The sequence below is a fragment of the Plesiocystis pacifica SIR-1 genome (assembly GCF_000170895.1).
Lineage (GTDB): Bacteria > Myxococcota_A > Polyangia > Nannocystales > Nannocystaceae > Plesiocystis > Plesiocystis pacifica.
This window is the reverse complement of sequence record NZ_ABCS01000082.1, coordinates 1-23662: the sequence shown is the minus strand read 5'-3', so window position 1 is coordinate 23662 and position 23662 is coordinate 1. Positions and strand designations below refer to the sequence as shown.

18 protein-coding genes are annotated in these 23662 nt (G+C 70.8%); 11 read left to right on the top strand and 7 right to left on the bottom strand.

The features are described from left to right. Nucleotides 1-2178 carry an alpha-amylase family glycosyl hydrolase gene (locus tag PPSIR1_RS30625; RefSeq protein WP_157596136.1) on the top strand — a complete coding sequence of 726 codons (2178 nt, stop codon included), beginning with the start codon at nucleotides 1-3 and terminating at the stop codon, nucleotides 2176-2178. Here the strand turns inward: PPSIR1_RS30625 and PPSIR1_RS30620 are convergent. Then, nucleotides 2169-2912: a hypothetical protein gene (locus tag PPSIR1_RS30620; RefSeq protein ID WP_006975106.1), complete on the bottom strand. Its 744-nt coding sequence runs from the start codon at nucleotides 2910-2912 to the stop codon at nucleotides 2169-2171. The genes PPSIR1_RS30625 and PPSIR1_RS30620 overlap by 10 nt on opposite strands. Nucleotides 2913-2946: 34 nt before the next feature. Between PPSIR1_RS30620 and PPSIR1_RS30615 the strand changes: the two genes are divergently transcribed. Further along, nucleotides 2947-3981 carry a helix-turn-helix transcriptional regulator gene (locus tag PPSIR1_RS30615; protein WP_006975105.1) on the top strand — a complete coding sequence of 345 codons (1035 nt, stop codon included), beginning with the start codon at nucleotides 2947-2949 and terminating at the stop codon, nucleotides 3979-3981. After that, nucleotides 3978-4580 carry a hypothetical protein gene (locus tag PPSIR1_RS30610; protein WP_045117086.1) on the top strand — a complete coding sequence of 201 codons (603 nt, stop codon included), beginning with the start codon at nucleotides 3978-3980 and terminating at the stop codon, nucleotides 4578-4580. Before PPSIR1_RS30615 ends, PPSIR1_RS30610 begins: the two co-directional genes overlap by 4 nt. On the opposite strand, the gene PPSIR1_RS30605 is transcribed toward PPSIR1_RS30610, so the two are convergent. Further along, entirely contained in the window at nucleotides 4469-5374 is a 906-nt protein-coding gene (locus tag PPSIR1_RS30605) for an STAS domain-containing protein (RefSeq protein WP_157596135.1), read from the bottom strand. The two genes, PPSIR1_RS30610 and PPSIR1_RS30605, sit on opposite strands and share 112 nt — an antisense overlap. 103 nt (nucleotides 5375-5477) lie before the next feature. On the opposite strand from PPSIR1_RS30605, the gene PPSIR1_RS30600 reads away from it, so the two are divergent. Both PPSIR1_RS30600 and PPSIR1_RS30595 read left to right on the top strand, forming a co-directional pair. Continuing rightward, nucleotides 5478-6494 carry a hypothetical protein gene (locus PPSIR1_RS30600; RefSeq protein ID WP_006975103.1) on the top strand — a complete coding sequence of 339 codons (1017 nt, stop codon included), beginning with the start codon at nucleotides 5478-5480 and terminating at the stop codon, nucleotides 6492-6494. A gap of 143 nt (nucleotides 6495-6637) precedes the next feature. Next, nucleotides 6638-8689, top strand: a complete 2052-nt coding sequence (locus PPSIR1_RS30595; RefSeq protein WP_157596134.1) for an alpha-amylase family glycosyl hydrolase — start codon at nucleotides 6638-6640, stop codon at nucleotides 8687-8689. Nucleotides 8690-8713: 24 nt separating this feature from the next. On the opposite strand, the gene PPSIR1_RS30590 is transcribed toward PPSIR1_RS30595, so the two are convergent. From PPSIR1_RS30590 to PPSIR1_RS30575, 4 genes are all read right to left on the bottom strand, one after another. Then, the gene (locus PPSIR1_RS30590) at nucleotides 8714-9844 is read right to left on the bottom strand and encodes a hypothetical protein (protein ID WP_006975101.1); all 1131 of its coding nucleotides are present in this window, start codon (nucleotides 9842-9844) and stop codon (nucleotides 8714-8716) included. Nucleotides 9845-10146: 302 nt separating this feature from the next. Next, the gene (locus PPSIR1_RS30585) at nucleotides 10147-12069 is read right to left on the bottom strand and encodes a hypothetical protein (RefSeq protein ID WP_006975100.1); all 1923 of its coding nucleotides are present in this window, start codon (nucleotides 12067-12069) and stop codon (nucleotides 10147-10149) included. Then, nucleotides 12070-12867 carry a hypothetical protein gene (locus tag PPSIR1_RS30580; RefSeq protein ID WP_006975099.1) on the bottom strand — a complete coding sequence of 266 codons (798 nt, stop codon included), beginning with the start codon at nucleotides 12865-12867 and terminating at the stop codon, nucleotides 12070-12072. Then, nucleotides 12851-13435, bottom strand: a complete 585-nt coding sequence (locus PPSIR1_RS30575) for an RNA polymerase sigma factor (protein WP_006975098.1) — start codon at nucleotides 13433-13435, stop codon at nucleotides 12851-12853. Before PPSIR1_RS30575 ends, PPSIR1_RS30580 begins: the two co-directional genes overlap by 17 nt. Nucleotides 13436-13576: 141 nt before the next feature. On the opposite strand from PPSIR1_RS30575, the gene PPSIR1_RS30570 reads away from it, so the two are divergent. Next, the gene (locus PPSIR1_RS30570) at nucleotides 13577-15187 is read left to right on the top strand and encodes a 4-hydroxyphenylacetate 3-hydroxylase family protein (protein ID WP_006975097.1); all 1611 of its coding nucleotides are present in this window, start codon (nucleotides 13577-13579) and stop codon (nucleotides 15185-15187) included. A gap of 25 nt (nucleotides 15188-15212) precedes the next feature. Continuing rightward, on the top strand, nucleotides 15213-16145 hold the full coding sequence (locus PPSIR1_RS30565; RefSeq protein ID WP_006975096.1) for an alpha/beta hydrolase: 933 nt from the start codon (nucleotides 15213-15215) through the stop codon (nucleotides 16143-16145). Nucleotides 16146-16152: 7 nt separating this feature from the next. Here PPSIR1_RS30565 and PPSIR1_RS30560 read toward each other — a convergent pair whose 3' ends face one another. Further along, nucleotides 16153-16452, bottom strand: coding sequence for a TehB family protein (locus PPSIR1_RS30560; RefSeq protein WP_006975095.1), 300 nt, complete (start codon nucleotides 16450-16452; stop codon nucleotides 16153-16155). 101 nt (nucleotides 16453-16553) lie between these two features. On the opposite strand from PPSIR1_RS30560, the gene PPSIR1_RS30555 reads away from it, so the two are divergent. The 4 genes from PPSIR1_RS30555 to PPSIR1_RS44315 all read left to right on the top strand — a co-directional run bounded on the left by PPSIR1_RS30555 (nucleotide 16554) and on the right by PPSIR1_RS44315 (nucleotide 23448). Next, nucleotides 16554-17417, top strand: coding sequence for a fibro-slime domain-containing protein (locus tag PPSIR1_RS30555; RefSeq protein WP_157596133.1), 864 nt, complete (start codon nucleotides 16554-16556; stop codon nucleotides 17415-17417). 64 nt (nucleotides 17418-17481) lie between these two features. Next, a complete protein-coding gene (locus PPSIR1_RS30550) occupies nucleotides 17482-19545 on the top strand; it encodes an alpha-amylase family protein (RefSeq protein WP_157596132.1) in 2064 nt (687 codons plus the stop codon). A 351-nt stretch (nucleotides 19546-19896) separates the two neighbouring features. Next, on the top strand, nucleotides 19897-21792 hold the full coding sequence (locus tag PPSIR1_RS30545) for a hypothetical protein (protein WP_006975092.1): 1896 nt from the start codon (nucleotides 19897-19899) through the stop codon (nucleotides 21790-21792). 102 nt (nucleotides 21793-21894) lie between these two features. Then, nucleotides 21895-23448 carry an OmpA family protein gene (locus PPSIR1_RS44315; protein ID WP_006975091.1) on the top strand — a complete coding sequence of 518 codons (1554 nt, stop codon included), beginning with the start codon at nucleotides 21895-21897 and terminating at the stop codon, nucleotides 23446-23448. Nucleotides 23449-23662 lie beyond the last annotated feature (214 nt).

Genomic DNA, 23662 nt, shown 5'->3' with positions numbered 1-23662 from the left:
GTGAGGCGGGCTCTCGACGGGGTGATGACGCGGTGGTGCGCCGCGCTGATGATCGTCGCGTCGAGCGGGTCGTGTGCCGCGGAGCACGAGGGGCCGCCCGCGCGGGACTGTCGCTTGGTGGTCTGGGCGCAGCCTCAAGGCGGCGGCGCTGGGGAGCTGCGGGTGGTCGGCAGCTGGGACGACTGGGCGGCCCCGGGGCGAGCCCTCGAGGCGCGCGACAGCGGCTGGTATGTCGCCGGGATCGAGCTCCCAGCGGGAGATTACGGCTACCTCGTCGTCGAGGATGGAGCCGCCCGCGTCGACGCCCTCAACCCGCTGACGACCTTCCGCGCGGGGGACGAGCTCGAGGTCTCGCTCGCGCGCGTTGCCGACTGCGGCGAGCCGGCGCTCGCCGTCGAAGCGGTGGCCGTGGAGGGTGAGGTGGTGCACATCGACGCGCAATTTTTGACGGCGCGCGACGGTGAGATGCTCGCGCCTGCGTCCTTGGGCGGGAGCCCTGGCCTCGAATGGATTCAGCCCTCGGCGGCCACTGGAAATTTGCAGGCGAGCGTCGAGGGTTTGGGGCGCGGGCGTCATCGCGTCGCGCTCACGGCCGCCGACGCGGCGGGGCGCGAGGCCTCGGCGGAGGTCTCGGTGTTCGTCGACCCCATCGCCGCGCGGTGGTCCGACGGGATCCTCTATCAGGTGGTGACCGATCGCTTCCGCGGCCCGGGCGGGGCCTACCTCGACGCCCCGGAGACCCCGGCGTCGCGGGCCGGCGGGACCCTCGATGGGGTGCGCGCGGCGATCGAGGACGGCTCGCTGGCTCAGCTGGGGGTCAGCGCGCTGTGGCTCTCGCCGGTCTACCTCAACCCCGACGCCGATCGCCTCGGCACGGACGGGCGGCTCTACTCCAGCTACCACGGCTACTGGGTGCTCGAGTCGCGGACCGTCGACGGGCGCATCGGTGGAGAGCCGGCGCTGCGCGAGCTCATCGACCTGGCCCACGGCGAGGGCCTCGGGGTCGTCCTCGACGTGATCCCCAACCATGTCTACGAGGACCACGCGGTCGTGCCCTCGGCCAGCGCGGCGGGGTGGTTCAACACCCACGGGCACACCGAGGAGTGCGTGTGCGGGACGCCGACCTGTCCCTGGTCCGACTACCAAGAGACCTGCTGGTTCGCGCCCTACCTGCCCGACCTGCGCCTCGAGAAGCCCGAGGCCATGGACTTCTCCATGGCCGAGATCGCCTGGTGGGTCGACGAGTTCGACGTTGACGGGCTGCGCATCGACGCCGTGTCGATGATGCCCCGGGCGGCCTCGCGGCGGGTCGCGGACCTGCTGCGCAGCTCGGCCGCGCCCGGGAGCGATCGCCTCCTCGTCGGCGAGGTGTTCACCGGCGGCGGGACCGGAGGCATCGACGGGCTGCGCTACTACCTGGGCCCCCAGGGCCTCGACAGCGTGTTCGACTTCCCCCTGATGTGGAGCCTGCGGGCGACGCTCTCGGGGGCCGAGGGCTTCGCCAGCCTCGACGCGCTCTTGGACGAGGAGGACGCGGCGCTCGAGGGCTCGGGGGCTCTGCTCGCGCGCATGCTCGGCAACCACGACACGCCGCGCTTTGTCTCCTCCCTGGTCGGCGATCACCTCGGCGATCCCTGGGACGAGCCGGCCTCGCAGCCCGAGGGCGCGGACGCCGAGTCGGCGGCGGTGCTCGAGCGGGCGGCCCTGGGCTGGACGCTGCAGATGACCCTGCCGGGGATGCCGGTGATCTACTACGGCGACGAGCTGGGCCTGGCGGGGGCCAACGATCCGGACTGTCGTCGGGTGATGCCCGACCCCGCGACCCTCTCGCCCGCGCGCCAGCAGCTCCTGGCGCACGCGCGGGCCCTGGGGCAGCTGCGCCGAGCCACGCCCGCGCTGCGCTCGAGCTTCCGCGAGACCCTGCTCGTGGGCGCGGACACCTACGCCTACGCGCGCTTCGAGGCCGACCCGGACACGACTTTGGGCGCAGGTGTGGCGATCGTGCTGCTGTCGCGGGCGGACGCGGACCAGAGCCTGACCCTGCCCGGCGGCTCGGTCCCGGCGGGCCGCTACGTCGACGCCCTCGACGCGGACTTCGAGGTCGAGCTCGGCGAGGGCTCGACGCAGCTCACCCTCGGCCCGCGCAGCTCCCGGGTGCTCGTGCAGGCTCAGCGGTAGCGCTCGGTGAGCATGGTGTAGTCGACGACGGCGTCGACGGCGTCGCCGTCGAGTCGAGGGGGCACGCGGCCCTCGTAGCGGAGCAGGCCGGCGCCCTCGAAGGTGATGAACATCGGCGCGATGGCGAGGCAGACGAGCGCGCTCTTGGGGGCGAAGCGTACGATCGAGCCGTCCGCGTTCGCGCAGCTGAGCTCGAAGGCGTAGCTCTTGCCCCGATCGGCCGCGGCGAAGCGGACCTCGATGACCTCGCCATCCACGAGCTGGTCGAGGTGCCGCCGGACGAAGCCAAACAAGGTCGGCCCGACGACCACCGGCGCCCCGGGTCCTTCGCTGGCGGTCTCGAGTTGCCCACCGCGGCGACGGGTGAAGTGCAGGGAGCCGTCGTCGTCGACCTCGACGGTGTTCACGGCGCCGGTTTGATCGTGCACTTCTTCGAAGCGGCGCAGCCGGTACTGGTCGTCATGGCTGGCGCGCTGAACGACGACGAGGGCTCCGCTCGCGTCGTAGGTGGCGTGGGTCGACTGTTTGGATTCGCCCTCGCCTCGGACCCAGCGCTCGTAGCGAAAGGCGGGGGCGTCGGCGCCCATGGGGACGACGCTGCCATCGTAGACGTGGGTGCCCACGGGTTCGGCCAGCTCGGTGAGTCGCGCGCGGTCGGCGGGTGACAGGGAAGCGGGCGCGGAGGCGCACGCGACCATGACGATCGAGATCAGGACGAGAGCCAGGCGATGCATGGGCCCAGGGTGTTGCTTGACGCCGTCGTGCGCAGTGTCCGAAGCTGACTTTCTGCTGTCCGAGCATGACATCGCGGCCACCAACGTGTGCCCTGCCTTCGAGGAGTCCCTCGCGCGGGGGGTCAGCGAGGCCGAAGTCGAAGCCGCCACCGGCTGGACCCGCGCGCAGCTCGAGACGCCGGACGCCTTCGTGAGCGGGGCCTCGACCTACCGCCACATGGAGCTGATGCTCGCCAAGCCGAACTACGGCGCCTTCGTGGTCGCGGCGGCGAAGCGGCACACGCTCTCGAGCCTCGGGGTGGTGGGTCTGGCCTGCAAGACGGTGGCGACCATCGGCGAGGCGATGCAGTGCCACCAGCGCTACCAGCACCTCACCAACCGCACGGCGAGCTATGCGACCGAGGTGGTCGAGGGGCAGTTTTGGCTGCGAGAGACCCGCGAGGACCCGAGCCTCGGGAGCCAGCTGATCAGCGAGTACACGCTGCTCATCGCGCTCCAGCTGCTGCGCGACGGGACCGCGAAGTCGCTGCCCGCGATCCGCCTGCAGAGTCGGCGCGCGCGGGTGCCCCCCGAGCAGCGCGAGGCGGTGGAGGGCTTCGCGGGGACGACCCTCGAACTCGGCTGTCCGCAGGCGGCCGTGGCCCTCGACGCGAGCGTCCTCGCGGCACCCGTGGCGAGCGCAGACGGTGAGCTGGCCGCGTACTTCCGGGCGGTGCTCGAGCGCGCGTCTCCGCCGGCGGAGGCGAAGGCCCTGTCTCGCCAGGTCGCGCTGGCGATCCGCGACCTCCTGCCGACGGGCACCCCGAGCGCGGAGGCGGTCGCCAAGCGGCTCGGCTTTGGCCGTCGGACCTTGCAGCGGCACCTGGCGGACGAGGGCGCGGGCTTTGGCGAGCTCGTCGAGAGCACGCGCAAGGCCCTGGCGCGGGGCTACCTCGCCGATCCGGCGCTGAGCCTCACCGAGATCGGCTATCTGCTGGGTTACGTCGAGCAGGCGTCGTTCTTCCGCGCCTTTCGCCGCTGGTACGGGACCACGCCCGCGGCCTACCGCGAGGGAGAGCGCCGGGCATGAGCGCGGGCCTCGAGGCCGTGGAGGCCTACCTCGCCCCGCTGCCCGAGGGCCTCGACTCCTACCCGGAGTGCGGCATGAAGGGCGCGACGGTGCGCGCGTACCTCGGTGGCCTGCCCGCGTTCACGCTCTCCCCCGACCTGCCCGAGCCGATCGCCGCGCTCTTTCACCGCCCGCCGAAGTCGAGCGCGTGGGTCCCGGAGGTGGTCTGCCACGCGCTCATCACCTACGTGGCCTTCGACGTCCTCGGCGGTGAGGAGGCCTACCTCGAGCACGTCCACCGGACCAACTACGCGCTGTTCACCTCGCTGGCCTACCGCGTGCTGTTCAAGGTCTTGAGCCCCAAGCAGATCGTCACCCAGGCGAGCGCGCGCTGGGATGTGTTCCACACCGGCACGACGCTGGCGCCCGTGGGCAAGATCGGGCGCAAGGGCGGGAAGCTGGCGATGCGCGGGCCGCCGCACCACTGGAGCCCGCTGCTGAGCCGGGGCTACGCGTCGTCCTTTCGGGCGGCGGCGGAGGCCGGCGGGGCCCGAGACGTGGGCTTCGAGATCACGGCCGACGGCCCGGGGGGCTGGATCTTCGACGCGCGCTGGAGGTGAGCCCGGAGCGCGGCCTCGAGGCTCTTGCGGATCGTCAGCGCGGGCAGCTCGGCGTCGCACAAGATCTCGGCCAGCTCCGCCCCCACGCCGGTGAGCACGAGCTCGGCCCCGAGCATGGACAGGGTCCGGTGCAGGCGAGACAGCCCGTCGCCCGCGCTGTCGTCGGTCTGGGTGACGCCCGTGAGGTCGAGGACGACGGTGCGCGCCGAGCCCAGGGACACGGTGTCCGAGAGGCGCTCGATGATGCGCTCGAGGCTCTCGTCCTCGAGGGCGCCGACGAAGGGCACGGCGACCAGACCGTCGAACACCGGGATGATCGGGGCGACGAGCGCGGTGATCAGCAGCTGCTGCGCGGCCAGGAGCTCGTCGCGCATCGCCAGCTGGTCGCGGAGCTCGTCGGCGTCGTCTTCGAGGTCGGCGGCGTGGAGCCGCTCGAGGACCACGGCGCGCTCGGGGCGGGGGTGGTCCCAGGCGACGAGGCGGACCGCGAAGCCGCGCCCGGCGAGCAGGAAGGCTTCGCTCTCGGCCGAGCGCGGCGGGCTCGACAGGTGGCGGTGGATCGGGCTGAACTCGGGGCGGTGGAGGAGCTCGGCGAGGGGGCGCCCGGTGAGCGCGTCGGCCGAGGGCGCGCCGGGGACCAGGGCCCGGAGCAGCTCGGCGAAGCGCGCGTCGCAGTCGACGACGCGGCCCTCGGCGTCGAGGAAGGCCACCCCCTCGGACAGGGCCCGGCGGGCGGCCGTCCAGGCTCGGGCGAGCTCGGCAGGGTCACGGGGACGCCGACCTGGATCTTCCACGGGGCGCCACCGTAGCACGTGGCTCGCGGCCCAAGGCCTGCCTGGCGCGGTCCTCGGCTTGCTCCCTGGTCGGAGCCGGGCTGGGGCAGTAGCATCCCCGGCGGTGAGCGAGGCAGCGCAGAGCCAGCCTGGGTCGGGCAGCGCGGAGCAGCGCAGCCCCGACGGCGAGGTCACGCCGGGCGGCGCGACGACCACCGCGCTCGCGCCTCAACCCGAGCCCAAGTCTGCCGCGCTGGATCTGCCCGGCCCGACCCTCAAGGTCCCGCCGCTGATCGTGGTGTGGATGGCGCTGAGCGTCGGCGTCGCGGGCCTGGTCGGCGTGGTCGGCTCGGGCAGCGCGGTGCTGGCCGTGTTCTCGATCCTCGCGGTGGTCATGATCCTCGGCGCCCAGGTGCGCATCACCGCGATCCGCCGCCAGGCCCACGGCCTGATGCAGCGCGGGCACAAGGCCTTTAGCGCGGGCAACTTCGAGGTCGCCAACGCCGAGCTGGGGGCCCTCGCCGAGTCGTCGGGGCCGCCCGAGCTGCGCGCCCAGGCGACCTACTTTTGGGGTCTGACGGCGATGCGCCGCGGGGAGCACCGGGCGGCCAAGGAGCGCCTGGCCGCGGTGGTCGACAGCGGCTGGGACAAGCGCCAGGGTCTGGCCAACATCGCGCCGGAGATCCACGCGTTCCTGGTCATCGCCTCCGCCCTCGAGGGCGACCTGGGCGAGGCCGGGCGGCGGCTCGAGGCCGGGCGGCGGCGCAACTTCGCCAGGGCCCCGGTGTGGTTCGTGGCCGAGGCCTTCGTGCTCGCTCGCGGCGAGCGCTGGCGGGAGCTCATCGACATGCTCGACCGGCGCTCGGCGGCCATCGAGGACGCCATCGTCGGCACGCTGATGCGTCAGCTCGATCTCCTGCGCGCCCTGGCCCTGGCCCAGCTCGCCGGCGACCGCTACCGCGTCGCCGACGAGAGCCAGCTCCTGGGCAGCGTGCTGCGGGGCATGAAGTACGGCCGCTTCGACTACCTGGCGAGCTCGTGGCCGGTCATGCGGGAGTTCATGCGCAGCCACGCCATGCTCGGGCCGACGATGCTCGCTGCGGGCAGCGCCCCGGACTCCGGTCGACCCGAGCCGAGCTGATCCGAGCAGGGCAGGGCAGTTCTCCGGACGTCGGCGGTCTTTCTTCAGAGACTGCTCAGGGGCGCGAACTCCGATTGTTCCGGGAGCGCCCGCAGGGTGACGCGGCTCATCGAAGGGGCGGGCCGGGCTGCTATGCTCGCGCCGTGTCTACCTTGGCTTGGATGGGGACGACGACCGGTCGAGCGCGCGCGTGGGCGCTCGCTGCGGTGGCGAGCGCTGCCCTGGGGGCGAGCGCGTGCAGCATCGACGACCTGGGCTCCGACGACGAGTTCGGCAACCCGCCCACGGCCGGGGACACCTTCGACCCCGACCAGGGCGGCGACGGGGGCAGCACCACAGGCACGGGCGGGGGCGATGCCGGCGAGGACACCAGCAGCGAGACCACCGGCCCGCCCGAGTGCGCCGACGAGAACAAGCGCTGCCCCCACGAGTTCAGCCTCCTCGATCAGGGCTACGGAAACGTCACGCTGATCGGCGATTTTTCGCCCTCGGGCTGGGACGTCGGCCTGGGCATGGGCCTGGACGGGGGCACCTGGCGGGTGACCGCCGACGTCCCCTGGGACACGCCGGTGCTCTACAAGTTCAAGATCGACGACGGCGCCCAGTACATCCCCGACCCCGACAACCCCAACCAAGTCGAGGACGGCTTCGGGGGCTTCAACTCCGTGCTCGACGGCCAGACCTGCGAGGACTGGACCTGCGACCCCGGGCTGATCGGCGACTTCGACTGGCGCGACTCGGTCATCTACTTCGTGTTCGTCGACCGCTTCAACAACGGCGACCCGGGCAACGACGGGCCGATCGGCGTCGAGGCCCTCGCCGACTGGCAAGGCGGCGACTGGGCCGGGGTCACGGCCAAGATCGAGGAGGGCTACTTCGGCGAGCTCGGGGTCAACACCCTGTGGCTGTCCGTGCCCCTCGACAACACCAACGTCAGCGGCCAGGGCAACGACGGCTACTTCTACTCGGCCTACCACGCCTACTGGCCGCAGAACCTCGACGCCACCGAGGAGCACTTCGGCACCCTCGCCGAGCTCCAGCAGCTCGTCGACGCGGCCCACGAGCGCGACATCAAGGTGATCATCGACTACGCGATGAACCACGTCCACGACACCGCGCCGGTCTACGCCGACCACCCCGAGTGGTTTTGGCCCAACGACAACGGCGAGGGCGGCAACTGCGTGTGCGGCGAGGGCTGCTCGTGGGGCGGCGACCAGGGCCGGCGGTGCTGGTTCACCGGCTACCTGCCCGACTTCAACTTCACCAACGCCGAGGCCCGGGCCTTCTCCGTGGACAACGCGACCCAGTGGATCCTCGACACCGGGGTCGACGGCTTCCGCCTCGACGCCGTCAAGCACATCGAGGACAGCTGGCTCATCGACATGCGCGCGCGGGTGGCCGCCGAGATCGAGCCGATGACCGGCGAGCACTTTTACATGGTCGGCGAGACCTTCGACGGCGACCGCGACACCATCGCCTACTACGTCCAGCCGAGCATGCTCGACGGGCAGTTCGACTTCCCCCTGCGCATGGAGCTGGCCAGCAAGCTGATCATGCGCCAGGGCAGCATGTCCGAGCTCGCCGGCTTCATGGACTCCAACGACGACTACTACGGCGCGGGGATCATGAGCACCTTCATCGGCAACCATGACATCCCGCGGGTGGTGCACCTCGCCGAGGACATCCCGCTGTGGGACAACGCGTGGACCGACGGCAAGGACATGGCGTGGACCAACATCCCGCTCCCGGGCAACGAGGCGCCCTTCGAGCGCCTGGCCCTGGGCTTCACGCTGATCTTCACCATCCCCGGCGCGCCGCTCATCTACTACGGCGACGAGTACGGCATGCCCGGCGGCGGCGACCCGGACAACCGCCGCTTCATGCAGTGGTCGGGCTACAGCTCGGGGCAGCAAGGGCTGCGGGATCACCTCGAGCAGCTCACGACGATCCGCGCCGAGCAGACGGCGCTGCGCCGGGGCTCGCGGACGACCCTGAGCGCGGACCAGGACACCCTGGTCTACGAGATGAGCTACGCCAACGACATGGTCGTGGTCGCGCTCAACCGCGCCGACGGCAACCGGAGCGCGGGCGGGCTGCCCGGGGGCAGCTGGGTCGACCTGCTCAGCGGCCAGGTGGTCTCGGGGACCAGCGTCGACCTGCCCGCGCGCACGAGCATGATCCTGGTCCCGCAGTGAGGGCTGGCGCGCGGCGGCGGCCCTTCAAAAGGTGAGGTCGAGCCCCAGCGAGGCGCGGACGGCCGCGGCGGTCAGGGGCGCGAGCGGCTCGCCGCCGATCCGAAAGCGCGCGCGCACGAGGCCCGCGGGGACCTCGACCCCAGCGACGAGGGTGAGCCGGTCGAGCGCCTGCCAGCGCAACCCGACGCTCGGGACGAGCGCGACCCAAGGGAGGGTCTCTCGCCGAGGGTTTGGGGTCGGGGACAGGCCGCGGCCGATGGCTTGGCCGAGCTCGAGGCCCGCGCACAGCGGGAGCGTGACCACCCCCGCCCTCGGCAACCAGCAGCCTGCGCTGCCCAGCCACCATCCGTGGATGCGCGCCGCTCGGCCGTCGTCCAGGAGGGTTCGCCGTGGCAGCCAGGCGCCGCCGTCGAGCCGCCAGGCCCAGCCCCGGCCGAACACGCCGACGCTCGCCCCCGCGTGGGCGTAGACCGCAGGGGTCGGCCCCCAGCCCGCCCCGCCGCGGACGCCCGCGCCGACGCGCGGCCGCTCGCGGCGCGAGCTCGAGGTGGGCCTCGAGCTCGCGTTGGATCTTTGGGGGGAGCTCGAGGGGGCAGGCCGTTGCTGCTCGACTTCGTCGCGCTCGGGGGCGGTCGCGGGGCCTCCGCTCGCTGTGCTCGGGGCCGGATCGGGGGCTGGCGCGGGCTCGGCTGGCTCGGCTGGCGCGTGCAGCCCGACGCGACGCGAGACGGCGAGGGGCTCGAGGCTGACCGCGATGATCAGGGCCGCGGCCGCCGCGAGCTCGTCGCACTCGGGGGCCGAGAAGATCCGCCGAAGCGGCGACTGGAGCCCTTGGAGCCCTTCGAGCTCCAGGTCCACGGTCCAGCCGCCCTCGTCCTCGGTGACTTCGGCCCGGGCGCGGATCGCCGCGTCCGCGTCCGCCGGTCGCGGCTCCTCCAGCTCGGGCAGGTAGGCGGCGATCATCGCCGCGAGCTCGCCCTGGCTGGGGCAAGAGCCCCCCGCCTCCCAGGCGAGGGACCAGCCCGCGCCTGGCTCGGCGGGAGGCCCCGCAGATGCCGACGCAGGCGCGAGCACGACCAGCGCGAGCCACAGCCCGAGCTGCGCCCACCACCAGGGGCGCACGAAGCTCGAGCTGAGGTTGGGTCGGGGGGGCACCGCCAGGTCGTTATAGCGAACCCGTGTCGAGTTGCAGCAGCCGTCGCTCGCGGGCGAGGGCGCCGTCGCCTCGCCCGACTCGCAGGCGCAGGCCGGCGATCCGTGCCTTTGTGACGATTGGGCAAAGGGATTCAATGTCTACATGGAGCAGTCAGCTGGGCGCCATATGCCATCTGGCATCACGTCGCTCATGCGCTCTCGTGTCTCGGAGGCGGGCCGCCGCGCCCGGTCCCCCGGTGATCGGCACGAGGGACAGGGCTCGGCTCAGCGGGCCTCGAGCCAGGTCTCGAGCCCGCGACGCGCTACAGGCAAGGCGGCGCGGTCAGCCCCGGGTAGGGGAACAGGTCGACCGCACAGTCGCTCTTCTTGCCGTGGAGGAACAGCTCGCCGGGGCTGGCCGCGAAGGTGCCCCGCGTCGTGTCGACGACGTAGCCGTTGTTGAACACCTCGTTCGGCGGCTGCAAGGGGCGAAAGCCCATGTCCGCGTCTCCGTCGAGGAGCGCCGCGAGCTCGGCGTTGCGGTAGTAGGTGTTCGCGCGCGCCCAGACCAGGAAGTGCTGGAGGTAGCGCCGGCCGGGGCCGCCCGTGTCACCGTTGATCAGCTGGCCTTGCTTGTGGCGACCCTCGTAGCCCTCCGGTCGGTTGAGCTTGGCCGTGAGCAGCAGCGCGGTCAGCAAGCTCTTGGGACCCCCGACCGTGCTCGACTCGGGGTGCTGCGGGTGGTTGGAGCCCTCGGAGGTCGAGTACTCGTAGAGCGAAGGGTCGCCGTGACGAGCGAACAGGTCGGCGATCTCGACGAGGTGGCCGAGCTGGCCGCTCACGTAGTGCTGCCCCGTCTCGCCGTTGTTGCCCCCGCGGTAGTAGTCGCCCATGGTGCCGTCGGGGCGGAGGTTGTAGCGGATGACCTCCTCGAAGAACAGCTTGCAGTCCCGGATCAGCACCTCGTCCTCGAGCATCCAGCCGATCACGCACACCGACATCGCCGAGTCCGTGATGCGGTTTTGGGTCTGGAGCTGACCGTAGGTAGCGAACGGCCCGCCGTCCCACAACGAGAAGTCGTCGTAGGGGGGGTTGTCGATGTTCGCGTTCGGGGTCCCGGCGATGCGCGCGTCGAGGCTGTCAAAGATCGAGATCTCCTCGAGCAGGAATTGTTCGATCGCGTCGCGGAAGTACAGCCCGGCCTCGAACAGCCAGGCCTCGATCTGCGCGCGCTCCTGCGCCGTGTACACCGGGTTGTCGATCACTTGCCCTTCGACCGCGCGGTTGCGGGTGTAGTCGTAGGCCTTGGCGATCTTGACGACCCACAGCGAGGTGAAGAAGAAGGGGTTGGTGCTGGACACCTGCTGGCCGCCGCCGAGCCCCTGCGCTTGGTCCCCGATCCCCCACCGGCTCCGGTTCGAGAAGTCGACGCCGGGGGCCCGGGAGACGTCCGTCTGACGCAGCAGCACGCGGCGGACGTCGTCCATCAGCGCCTCGTCTTCTTGGACGGCCGCGACGAGGGCGGCGGACAGCAGGTCGTCGCCGTACTTGAAGGCGTCCTGGCAGGTCCAGTAGTTGTCGGAGGGGGTGCAGGGCACGAAGCCGTTGCCCGTGCTCTTCTTCGTCGCGGGGGCCCACGTCGGGATCGTGCCCTCGCCGTCCCAGTAGGGGGGATCTTGGGAGGAGACCGTACGCCAGCCTGCGATCGGCCCGTTCCAGTAGTTGTAGAAGTCTGGGGTCACCAGATCGTCCCAGTCGTCGAGGACCGGCTCCTCCACGAAGTTCTCCATGGAGGCCTCGAAGGCGGCGGCTGACGCGAGGATCCGCTCCCACTCCGCGGGCGAGTTCGGGGTCACGTCGCCGAGGCTCACGAAGTTGAAGGTCGCGGTGCCCGCGGCCCGCTCTTGCAGCAAGTGCAGCTCGGAGATGGTGAAGTCCTCCGAAACGAGGGGGTCGCCGGGCTCACCTCCGGTGTCGCTGTCGGTGTCGCTGTCGGTCTCGCTCCCGTCGGTCTCGGCGTCGCCGGTGCTGGTCTCGGCGTCGCTGGTCTCGGCGTCGCTGGTCTCGGCGTCGCTGGTCTCGGCGTCGCTGGTCTCGGCGTCGCTGGTCTCGGCGTCGCTGGTCCCGGCTTCCGAGCTGCTGCTCTCGGTGTCGTCCCCGGCTTCATCTCCGAGCTCCTTGTCGTCGACGACGCAGCTAGCGAGGAGCAGGGCCAGGCAAGTCAGTGGTTCGAGTAGGCGTTGCATTCATCGGGGCTCATCTCCGGCCGCGCCGATTTTCATCCCGGGGCATTCGTCGAGGGCTTTGGGCGAGAGCGGCGTGCTGGGGTTCGCCGAGGCCCAAGCGCGCCGAGCCGCGTCTGCGTCGGCGGCTCGATCGAGCTGACAGAGCAAGCTCACGCGCAGGCTCTCGCGCTCGCGAGCGAGCACGCCGGTCGTGAAGCGGCGCCGGTGCTCCTCGAGCTTGGCGAGGGCCTGGGCAGGGTTGGCGGCGCGGAGCCGTTCGGCCTCGTCGAGGAGCGCGAGCTCCTGCGCGATGGATGGATGGGCCTTTGGCATGGCCGGGTGTGCGGGGGCGTTGTCTGGCGTGTCAGTGCGCGGCTCGACGAGGGGAGCGGGCGCTCGAGCAGGGAGCTCGGTCGGGGGCGGGGTCGCCGACTGAGTCTGTGCGCGTCGAGGGGCGGACGAGGGCTCGCCCGCGCTCGAGGTGGAGGACTCGCCTGCGGACTCGGCGACGGGCGCAGGGCTCGGCGCGAGGGCGTGGCTCGCCACGGCCCCGGCCCGAAGCGCGAGCAAGCCGGTGGCCGTCAGGGCCAAGGTCGCCGCGACGCTCTTGGCTACCCACCAAGCTTGCGCGGCCGAGTTCGAGGCGGCAGCTCCGGAGGCCGGTGGGGGCTGGGTCCCGTCGATCCCCCCGCCGTCTTCGGGCGGGCCTGGAGGTCCCAGGGTCGCGCGCAGCCGGGCGAGGACCTCGGCCTCGGCCTCGGGAGGCGGGTCGTCGCGAGCCGACAAGGCTCGGCGGATGAACTCATCGAGCTCGTGCACGTCGACTCCGATCGTTGGCGCCGTGACCCTGGTGCTCCGCCGCGGGCTGACTCGGCTCGTGGGCAAGGCTCAGCACTCGCTCGAGGTCCGCCCGGGCCCGGCGCAGGCGCGAGTAGACCGTCGGGACCTTGCAGTCGAGGGCGTCGGCGATCTCGTTGGCGCGGAGCCCCTCGACCACCGAGAGCACGTAGACCTGGCGGCGCTCGGGACTGAGCGCGTCGAGGGCCGAGACGACCCGGGCGAGGTCCTCGCGGTCGCTCAGCTGCGCGTCGAACTCGGGGGGCTCGGGCCGGGGCAGCGCCGCGTGCTTGCGCTCTCGTCGGGCCTGCGAGCGTCGATAGCGGAAGGCCACGCGCCGGGCGACGCCGTAGAGCCACGCGCGGGCCGAGGCCCGCCCCTCCCAGCTCCCGAAGCGGCGGTGGGCTGTCACGAACACGTCCTGCGTCGCGTCGTCGAGCTGATCCGGGGGCACCCCCAGGCGCTTCAGGGATCGCCAGACGAAGGCGAAGTGCGCGCGATAGAGGGCCTCGAAGTCCTCTGAGAGCGCGGCTGGATCGCGGGCGGGCACCGTAAGGGCATCATCTCCGGACGGCGGCGAATTTATCCAGGACGCCTCGGTCAGGGGAGGCACTTCGTGCCAACTCCGCGCCTCGGTCGGCGGGCTAGCGCGCTGGGCCGCGCGGTGAGCAGGACGCACAATGGTCCGACCATGGCGCCCCCCGACGGTTCAGCCCAAGCCTCCGCCGCCCCCCTGCGCACCGGTGCCGACTACATCGCGAGCTTGCGCGGCCGGGGCCTGCGGGTGTTCTACGCCGGCGCGCGCGTGGAAGAGCCCGTCGATCACCCGGTGATTCGACCCTCGATCCAGGCCGTGGCCGAGACCTACGACCTGGCCGTGCGCGAGCCCGAGCTGGCCAGCGTCACCTCGCCCTCTTCCGGCGAGCGGGTCAGTCGCTTCTTGCACGTCGCGCGCAGCCGCGAGGACCTGGTGCTGCAAAACAAGATGCAGCGCCGCCTGGGCCAGCTGACGGGGACCTGCTTCCAGCGCTGCGTCGGCATGGACGCCCTCAACGCCCTGCACTCGGTCACCCACGACATCGACGCGGCCCACCAGACCGGCTACCACGCCCGCCTCGAGGCCTTCATCGAGCTGGTTCAGGCGGGCAACCTGGTCATCGGCGGGGCCATGACCGACGTCAAGGGCGACCGCGGCAAGGCGCCGCACCAGCAGGCCGACCCCGATCTGTTCGTGCACGTGGTCGAGCGCCGCGCGGACGGCGTGGTGATCCGCGGGGCCAAGGCCCACCAGACCGGCTGCATCAACTCGCACTGGCTCGTGGTCATGCCGACCATGCGCCTGGGCCCCGAGGACCGCGACTACGCGATCATCGGGGCCATCCCCGTCGACGCGCCGGGCATCACCTACGTCTACGGCCGCCAGTCCTGCGACAGCCGCAGCCTCGAGCCCACGGCCCTCGACCGCGGCAACCCGCGCTACGCCGGGCAGGAGGCCCTGGTCATCTTCGACGACGTGTTCATCCCCACCGAGCGCGTGTTCATGGACGGGGAGGTCGAGTTCGCGGCGACCTTGGTCGAGCGCTTCACCTGCTATCACCGGCGCTCTTACGTGTGCAAGAGCGGGGTCGGGGACGTGCTGATCGGCGCGGCGGCGACCATCGCCGAGCAAAACGGGGTGCCCCGGGCCTCGCACATCCGCGACAAGCTCGTCGAGATGACCCACCTCAACGAGACCATCTACGCCACGGGCATCGCGGCCTCGCACCAGGGCCAGGCCACGGCCTCGGGGGCCTACATCAACGACGAGATGCTCGCCAACGTGTGCAAGCACCACGTGACCCGCCTGCCCTTCGAGCTCGGGCGCCTCGCCCAGGACCTCGCCGGCGGGCTGGTGGCGACCCTGCCCACGGGCGCCGACCTCGAGTCCGAGGAGGTCGGCCCGCTGCTGCGCAAGTACCTGGCGACCACGGCGGAGGTCTCCGTCGAGGACCGGTGGAAGATCCTGCGGCTGATCGAGAACATGACCCTCGGCCGCAACGCCGTCGGCTACCTGACCGAGTCGCTCCACGGCGCGGGCTCGCCCCAGGCCCAGCGCATCCAGATCGGGCGGCAGCAGCAGCTCGACTACAAAAAGCGCCTGGCCCGGCGGATCGCGGGCATCGGAGAATTTGGCGAGTCCGCCGAGGAGCCCGGGGACATCGGCAAGGGCGAGGCGGGCGGCTTCTTCGCCCGGGTGTTCGACAGCGACGAGCCCGAGCCCGAGCCCGAGCCCGAGCCCGAGCCTGTTGATCAGGCCGAGTGAGCGAGAACTTGCTATATCTGCGGCCATGACCGAGGAGCTGACGCTCACCGCCAAGGACGGCCAAGAGCTGTTCGTCTACCGCTGGCTCCCGCCCGAGGGCAGCGAGCTCCGAGCGACGGTGCAGATCGCCCACGGCATGGCGGAGCACGGCGTCCGCTACGAGCGGCTCGCCCGGGCCCTCAACGCCGAGGGCTACGTCGTCTACGCCAACGACCACCGCGGCCACGGCAAGTCGGCCGGGGGCGACGCCAACCTCGGCTGGGGCGGCGAGGACAGCTGGCGCGCCTGCGCGGACGATCTGGGCACGATCGGGGCCCACATCGCCGAGCAGCACCCCGACCTGCCGCGGGTGCTCTTTGGCCACAGCATGGGCTCGTTCATGACCCTGACCTACCTGTTCGAGCACTCGGCCAAGGTCGACGTGGCGGTGCTCTCGGGCACGAGCAACGGCGGCGACCTGCTGCAAAAGGCCGGGCGCGTGGTCGCCAAGCTCGAGCGCCTGCGCCAGGGCCCTCGGGGCAAGAGCAAGCTGCTCGCCTTCCTGTCCTTCGGCTCGTTCAACAACGCCTTCAAGCCCGCGCGCACCGACTTCGACTGGCTGTCCAAGGACGAGGCCGAGGTCGACGAGTACGTCGCCGACCCCTGGTGTGGCTTCGACGTCACCAACCAGTGGTGGGTGGACTTCCTGGGCGGGCTGATCGAGCTGGGCGACGACGCCAAGCTCCGGAAGATCCGCGCGGACCTGCCGATCTACGTGTTCGCCGGGGACCAGGACCCCGTCGGCGCCCAGGGCAAGAACGTGCGCGCCCTCGTCGATCGGCTGCGGGCCACTGGCCACGCCCGGGTGAAGCAGACCCTCTACCCCGGGGGGCGCCACGAGATGATCAACGAGCGCGAGCGCGACCAGGTCACCCGCGAGCTCATCGACTGGCTCGGGAGCACGCTCGAGACCTGTTAGGCCCGCCCTAGGCCCGCAGAAACTCGACGAAGAAACGGACCGCGCCCTCGGGCCGGACCTCGTGGCGGACCTCGGGCTCGATCACCCCGTCGACGCCCGGCTCGAGCCGCCAGCGTTGCGCCTGCGGCTCGAGGATGGTGTAGATCAGCGCCCCGGACTCGACGACGATGCGCCCCCACACGCCGGCCTTGGTGTCGTGCGCGCGCAACAATCCCGCGGGGACGCTGCCTTCGTCGAAGCTCGGCGTGCGCCGGTAGGCGCTCACGTTCGCGGGGAGGGTCGGGAGCTGCGCGGGGTCGAGGAACACGCCGAGACAATAGCCAGTTGTGCGGCGCCGTTCGGGGAATTCCGCGGCTTGCGTTGGGCGCGGGAGTTGGCCGACGATGGGGCATGGTGGCTCGCGCGCGCATGCTGGGACTGGGGGTGAGCCTGGGCGTGGGTCTCGCTGCGACCTCGCTCGGGTGCCAGCGCGAAGAGGCCGGGGACGACGAGGCGGTGACGATCGGCGCCGACGAGCTGTCCGGGGACGACTTCCCCGACCCCGACACCGAGTCCACGGACGAGAGCGAGACCGAGTCGAGCTCCGAGGAGGGCAAGCTCGACATGCCCCAGGGCGAGGGCTCGTCCTCGGGCGAGATCCCGGGGGAGTGCGGGGACATCATCGCCGTGATCCGCGACTTCAAGGTCGAGCACCCCGACTTCCAGGCCTACAGCGCCGACGTGGCGACCCCGGGCCTGGTCGAGGAGGACCTGGGCCCCGACGAGCTGCCGGTCTACTCGGGCCTCCAGGCCGACCCGCCGCAGATCACCTCGGCCGAGACCTTCGCCCAGTGGTACGTCGACGTGCCCCAGGTCAACCAGCGCTTCGAGATCGAGCTGCCGCTCGTGGAAGAGGGCGACATCCGGGTGTTCGACGATCAGACCTTCTATCCCATCGACGGCATGGGCTGGGGCGACGAGGGCCTGACCGACGCCATGGGCGTCCCGCACAACTACCTGTTCACCACCGAGATCCACACGCTGTTCACCTACGAAGAGGGCCAGTCCTTCACCTTCGTCGGGGACGACGACCTGTGGATGTTCGTCGACGGCAAGCTGGCCATCGACCTGGGCGGGCTGCACCCGGCCCAGGCGGGCACGGCGAACCTCGACGAGATGGGCCTGAGCCCGGGCAGCGTCTACAGCATGGACATCTTCCACGCCGAGCGGCGCTCGACGGACTCGACCTTCCGCATCGAGACGACCATCGGCTGCTTCATGCCCATCGAGTGACGCGCGGCGCGAGCTCGCCGTTCGGGCCGGCCTGCGCGCGGCCAAATTCGGTTAGCATCGGTCGATGTCTAGGCTCGAATTGCGTCCTGGCCCGCTGCTGATCCTCGCCGCCTCCCTGGGGCTCGCGGCGTGCTCCGACGACGGCGAGGGCACCGACGAGAGCTTCGCGTTCACGACGGGCACCGACGAGGGCGAGATGCCGACCTCGGGCTTCCCGATGGACGACACCGACTCGGGCACCGACTCGGGGACCGGCAGCGAGACGGGGACCGAGGCCGACACCAGCTCCGAGAGCGAGAGCGACGTGGGCACGGAGACGGAGTCGGAGTCGGAGACCGAGTCGGACACGGGCGAAGAGGGCGGAGAGCCCATCGGCGAGCGCACGGTCATCTACCAGCTCGTGGTCCGCCACTTCGGCAACACCAACCAGACCCGGGCGGAGAACGGCTCGCTGGCGGAGAACGGCGTGGGCAAGTTCAACGACGTCGACGACACGGCCATCTCCGCGCTCGTCGACCTGGGCTTCACCCACGTGTGGCTCACGGGGGTGCTCCGCCAGGCCACGCTGACCAACTACACCGGCTACGACATGCCCCCGGACGACCCGGACATCGTCAAGGGCCGGGCCGGTTCTTTCTACGCCATCCGCGACTACTACGACGTCTCGCCGGACTACGCCGTCGACCCGACCCAGCGCCTCGAGGAGTTCGACGCCCTCGTCGATCGCCTGCACGCCGCCCAGCTGCGCGTGCTCATCGACCTGGTCCCCAACCACGTCGCGCGCAGCTACCACTCGGTCGTCGAGCCCGACGCCGACTTCGGCGTGGGCGACGACCAGGGCGCGTTCTTCGACCCCAGCAACAATTTTTTCTACCTGAGCGGCCAGTCCCTGAGCCTGCAAAAGCCGGGCTACTACAACCCGCCGGGCTTCAGCTTTGACGGGGCCTTCGCGCCCGAGGACGGCTCGCCCGGGAGCTCGGCCAAGGTCACCGGCAACAACCAGACCTCGGCCAGCCCGGCGGAGACGGACTGGTACGAGACGGTCAAGCTCAACTGGGGCTACGACTTCACCCAGGACGTCGCCGACTACGATCCGATGCCGGACACCTGGCTCAAGATGGACGCGATCATCGCCTACTGGCAGGCGCGCGGGGTCGACGGCTTCCGGGCGGACTTCGCCCACTTCGTGCCCATGCCGGCGTGGACCTGGATCATCGACGAGGCCCGGGCCCGCGATCCGGAGGTCTACTTCATCGCCGAGGCCTACGAGAACCTCGACGGCCTGCTCGACGCGGGCTTCGACTCGGTCTACTACGACGCGGGCTACGACTCGCTCAAGCGCATCTACCAGGGCGCGGCCTCCCAGGAGGACTACGCCGCGACGATGTTCGCCCTCGACGACGACCAGCGCCCGCGCTACGCCCAATACCTCGAGAACCACGACGAGCGGCGCATCGCCTCGCCGGTGGTCGGCGGCAACAACCCGGACGACTCGGGCTTCGGCTCCAAGGAGGCCGGCTACCAGCTCGCGCCGGTGGCCTACCTGTTCGGCAACGGCCCGATCTTGTTCTACAACGGCCAGGAGGTCGGCGAACCCGGGAGCGGGGCCGAGGGCTTTGGTCAAGAGGACGGGCGCACGTCGATCTTCGACTACTGGTCCCTCGAGGCGCTCTCGCGCTGGGTCAACGACGGGGCCTTCGACGGGGGCCAACTCACACCCGACGAGCTCGCGCTGCGCTCGTTTTATGGCGATCTGTTGGCTTTGAGCCAGGACGACTCCGCCCTCGGCGGGAGGTATTGGGGTCTCGAATACTTCAACAACCCCGGCATGTTCGGGGACTGCCCCGACGGCTTTTATAGCTTCGCTCGCTTTGCCCCGAACGAGGGGAGGGTGATGGTGGTGGTGGCGAATTTCACCCCTGGAGGCTCCGCCGCCGGGCCGGTCCGTCTCCCTCAGGACATGATGGATGCTGCAGGGGTATCTGGCGATGTCACGGTGCGCCGGGTCCTCGACGGCAGCGGCAGCGTGGACGTGGAGGTGTTTGGCGGGGCTTCGAGCGCGCTGGTCAGCGACGGCTTCCAGGCGGACATCCCCGATCAACGCAGTCACGTGTTCGTGATTGAGTGATCGTTATTGGGGCACTTGGCCCCAATCAAGCCGACGCGGGCTGGGGGCGCTATGACCCCAGTCCGGGTCAGTCTTTGATCGCAGTTGCGGTGACAAATTCCGTCAGTCGGCCTCGGAGCCGTTGGCCGGACCAACCCCACCGCGGCGACCAAGGCGACCTCGCGGCGGGGCCCTGGCGTGGCCAATTGGCCGCGCGCGGAGTCGAGCAGGAGCGCTCGGCTCGACTCCGCGCGAGTTTTTTGGATCCGTCCGAGGGAGCTCTACACGTAAGATGACGAGCGATAGCCATCACGAGTACTCATCATGAAACGCACCATTCTTCGTCACCTTGGTCTTGGCTCTGCCTGCTTGTTGTCCCTGTCCGTCGCCGCCTGCGGCGACCCTTGCCTCGACGATGGCCTCGGGAAGGGGGAGTGCCTGTCGACGAGCAGCAACGCCGACGAGGTCGGCTCCGAGGAGACCTCGGACGAGACGGCCGACGAGACGGCCGAGGGCACCATGGACGAGACCGAGACCGGGACCGCCGACCAGGGCTCTACGGAGACCGGCGAGGCCGAGACCTACTGCGCCGATGACGACATGGACGGCTACGGCGATCCCGAGGACTGCGAGGAGGTGCCCGCGGGCGAGGACCCGCCGGCGGGCAGCGTGCCGCAGTCCAACGGCGAGGACTGCGACGACGACGACGCGAACACCTTCCCAGGCGCGGCGCCGAACGATGACCCCGAGGCGTGCATGACCGACGCCGACGGCGACGACTTCGGCGACGAGATGCCGAGCAACTCCAACGCGGTGCCCGGCTCGGACTGCAACGACACCAGCGAGAACACCTTCCCGGGCGCGGCGCCGAACGACGACCCCGACGCGTGCATGCAAGACGAGGACGACGACGACTACGGCGACTCGTCCCCGGTCGGCACGACCATCCCCGGGACGGACTGCAACGACACCAACCCCGAGGTGTTCAACTGCACGCTGTGGTGCGAGGACGCCGACCAAGACGGCGTGGGCGGCCAAAACTGCGTCGAGGTGAGCCCCGGCGAGGAGCCGCCCGAGGGCTACGTCGAGGGCGACAACGACTGCCTCGACGACAACCCCGACGTCTACCCGGGCGCGGCGGAGCAAGAGCCCGAGCTGTGCACCGCCGACATCGACGACGACGGCTACGGCGACATGAACGCCGAGATGACCTACCCCGGCTCGCAAAACGGGACGGACTGCGACGACTCGAGCGCCACGGCCTTCCCGGGCGCGGCCGAGATCGACGACCCCAACGCGTGCATGGAGGACGCGGACGACGACGGCTGGGGCGAGAGCAGCCCGATCGAGGGCGTGGCCCCGGGCAACGACTGCGACGACAGCGACTCCGCGCGGGTGGTTTGCCCCGACGCCGTCCCCGGCTGCGTCGACACCACCCTCGGCGGGAGCGCCCAGCTCATGGCGACGGCCGTGGGCGGCGACGGCAACTACACCTACGAGTGGACCCCGGCCGACACCCTCAACGACGCCTTCATCCCCGACCCCGAGGCCATGCCCACGGACATCACGACCTACACGGTCACGGCGACGGACGGCCTGGGGAACCAGGGCACCGACGACCTGACGGTGCACATCACCGACAAGTCGTGGATCCTCGGCGGCGTGCCCGAGGCCGAGTGCGAGGCGGTCGGCTTCCTCGGCGCCCCGGCCACGCACACCTTCTCGGCGGACGGGACCACGACCTGCACGACGAGCAACTCGGACCCGACGGCCTACATCTGCCCGATCGTCCACGAGTCGGTGCGCATCACCGGGACCATGGAGGTCCAGACCACCGACGATGACGACATCATCGGCTTCGTGTGGGGCTGGCAGAGCGCCGACCAGTTCTACATGCTGAGCTGGAAGAAGACCTACCAAAACTGGTTCGGCTGCGACGGCCTCCCCGGCATCACCGTCAAGCTCGTCGATCGCCAGGAGGACTGGACCAACACGGACTTCGCCTGCGGCACGGACACGCCCAACGTCTCCGTGCTCATGGAGCCCCAGGACACGACCACCAACGGCTGGATCTCCAACCGGGTCTACGACGTGGAGGTGCTCTACGACACGACGCAGACCGAGATCACCATCACCGACACCTCCAACGCGATGGTCGTCGCAAACTTCGTCGTCGCTGATGGGACCTACCCCAGCGGCCAGTTCGGCACCTACGACTTCTCGCAGGTGTCGGCCTGCAACGGGCCGTGGCAGTCCAGCTGCCTGTGACGTGAGCCCCACGAGCCCACCACCTTCACCACCATGCTCGAGCAAGCAACCATGAAACTCCGCACATTCGGACTCTCCATTCTCTCCGCGCTCCCGATCCTCATGGTCTCCCCCTTCGCCTCCGCGGCCCCGGAGGAGGGTGCCGATGGCGACGCCTCGGCCGAGGCCGGGGGCGAGGCCTCCCTGTCCCTGGGCGACGGCGCGTCGGCTGCGGCCGACGGTGACGCGTCCGCCGATGGCGACGCCGACGCGGGCGGTGACGCCTCCGCCGGCGGCGGCGCGGCCAAGCCCAAGAAGGCCAAGGACCGCGGCGACGAGAAGTGGATCAACCGCTGGGAGCCCGAGGGCGGGATGACCGAGATCGGCATCTACGGCGGCGTGTTCTTCCCCAGCCCCAACCACGAGATCTTCGAGCCCTCCCTGGACCTCGGCGAGCTCCAGGGCTGGAAGGAGCTGCCGACCCTGGCCCCGGACATCGGCCTGCGCGTGGGCTACTACCCCGGCCAGAACCTCGGGCGCTTCTTCGGCCTCGAGGCCGAGGGCGGCGTGATGCCCTCCTCCGTCGACGGCGGCAACGCGCTGCTCTACCACGTCCGCGGCCACCTCGTGGGTCAGCTCGGGCTGTGGAGCGTCACCCCCTTCGTCGTCCTGGGCGCGGGCGGGATGGGCGTGTCGAGTGAGCGCGCGGCGCTCGGCAACGACATCGACCCGATCCTCCACTTCGGCGCGGGCGTCAAGGTGTACATCAACCGCTACGTGATGCTGCGCCTCGACATCCGCGACAACGTCAGCCACAAGCAGTCCGTCGACCTGGCCTTCCGCGCCCACAACCCGGAGGTCCTCCTGGGCCTGTCGGTGACCCTGGGCCGCGAGAAGGCCAAGCCCGCGGGCGACCGCGACGGCGACGGCCTGACCGACGACGTCGACTCCTGCCCCGACGAGCCGGAGACGGTCAACGACTACCAGGACGAGGACGGCTGCCCCGAGCCCGACTCCGACGGCGACGGCTTCATCGACGACAAGGACACCTGTCCCAACGAGGCCGAGACGGTCAACGACTACCAGGACGAGGACGGCTGCCCCGAGTCCGACCGCGACGGCGACGGCTTCTGGGACGACCAGGACTCCTGCCCGGACGAGGCCGAGACGGTCAACGACTACAAGGACGAGGACGGCTGCCCCGAGTCCGACCGCGACGGCGACGGGATCCTCGACGAGCTCGACAAGTGCCCGGACGAGCCGGAGACGGCCAACGGCTACCAGGACGAGGACGGCTGCGCCGACGAGGTGCCCAAGGAGGTCGCGGCCTTCACCGGCGCGATCAAGGGCATCACCTTCGAGACCGACTCGGACAAGATCCGCAAGTCCTCGACCAGGACCCTCGACAAGGCGGTCAAGGTGCTCACGGACTTCCCGGACATCCGCATCAAGGTCACCGGTCACACCGACAGCCGCGGCGACCACGACCACAACGTCGACCTGTCCAAGCGCCGCGCCGAGTCCGTGAAGACCTACCTGGTCGAGCACGGCATCGACGCGAGCCGGATCACCACCGACGGCTTCGGGCCCGACAAGCCCGTCGACACCAACGACACTCGCGCGGGCCGGGCGAACAACCGCCGCATCGAGTTCGAGATCGTGCAGCGCGCCAAGTAGGCGTCCGCTGACCATCCAAAGGGAGGGGGGCTCGGGGAGGTCGAGGGCAAGACCGTCTACCTCGTGCGCTCCGCCGACCTGTTCACCGGCCCGCTCCTCGGGCCCCACCGGGCGGGCCTCGGGCTGGATCGGCCCGCTCGAACCCGGACCCTGGCCAGCGGCGTGGAGGCGATGACCGTCGCGCGCACGGGGCCTCGGACGTTGGTGATCACCT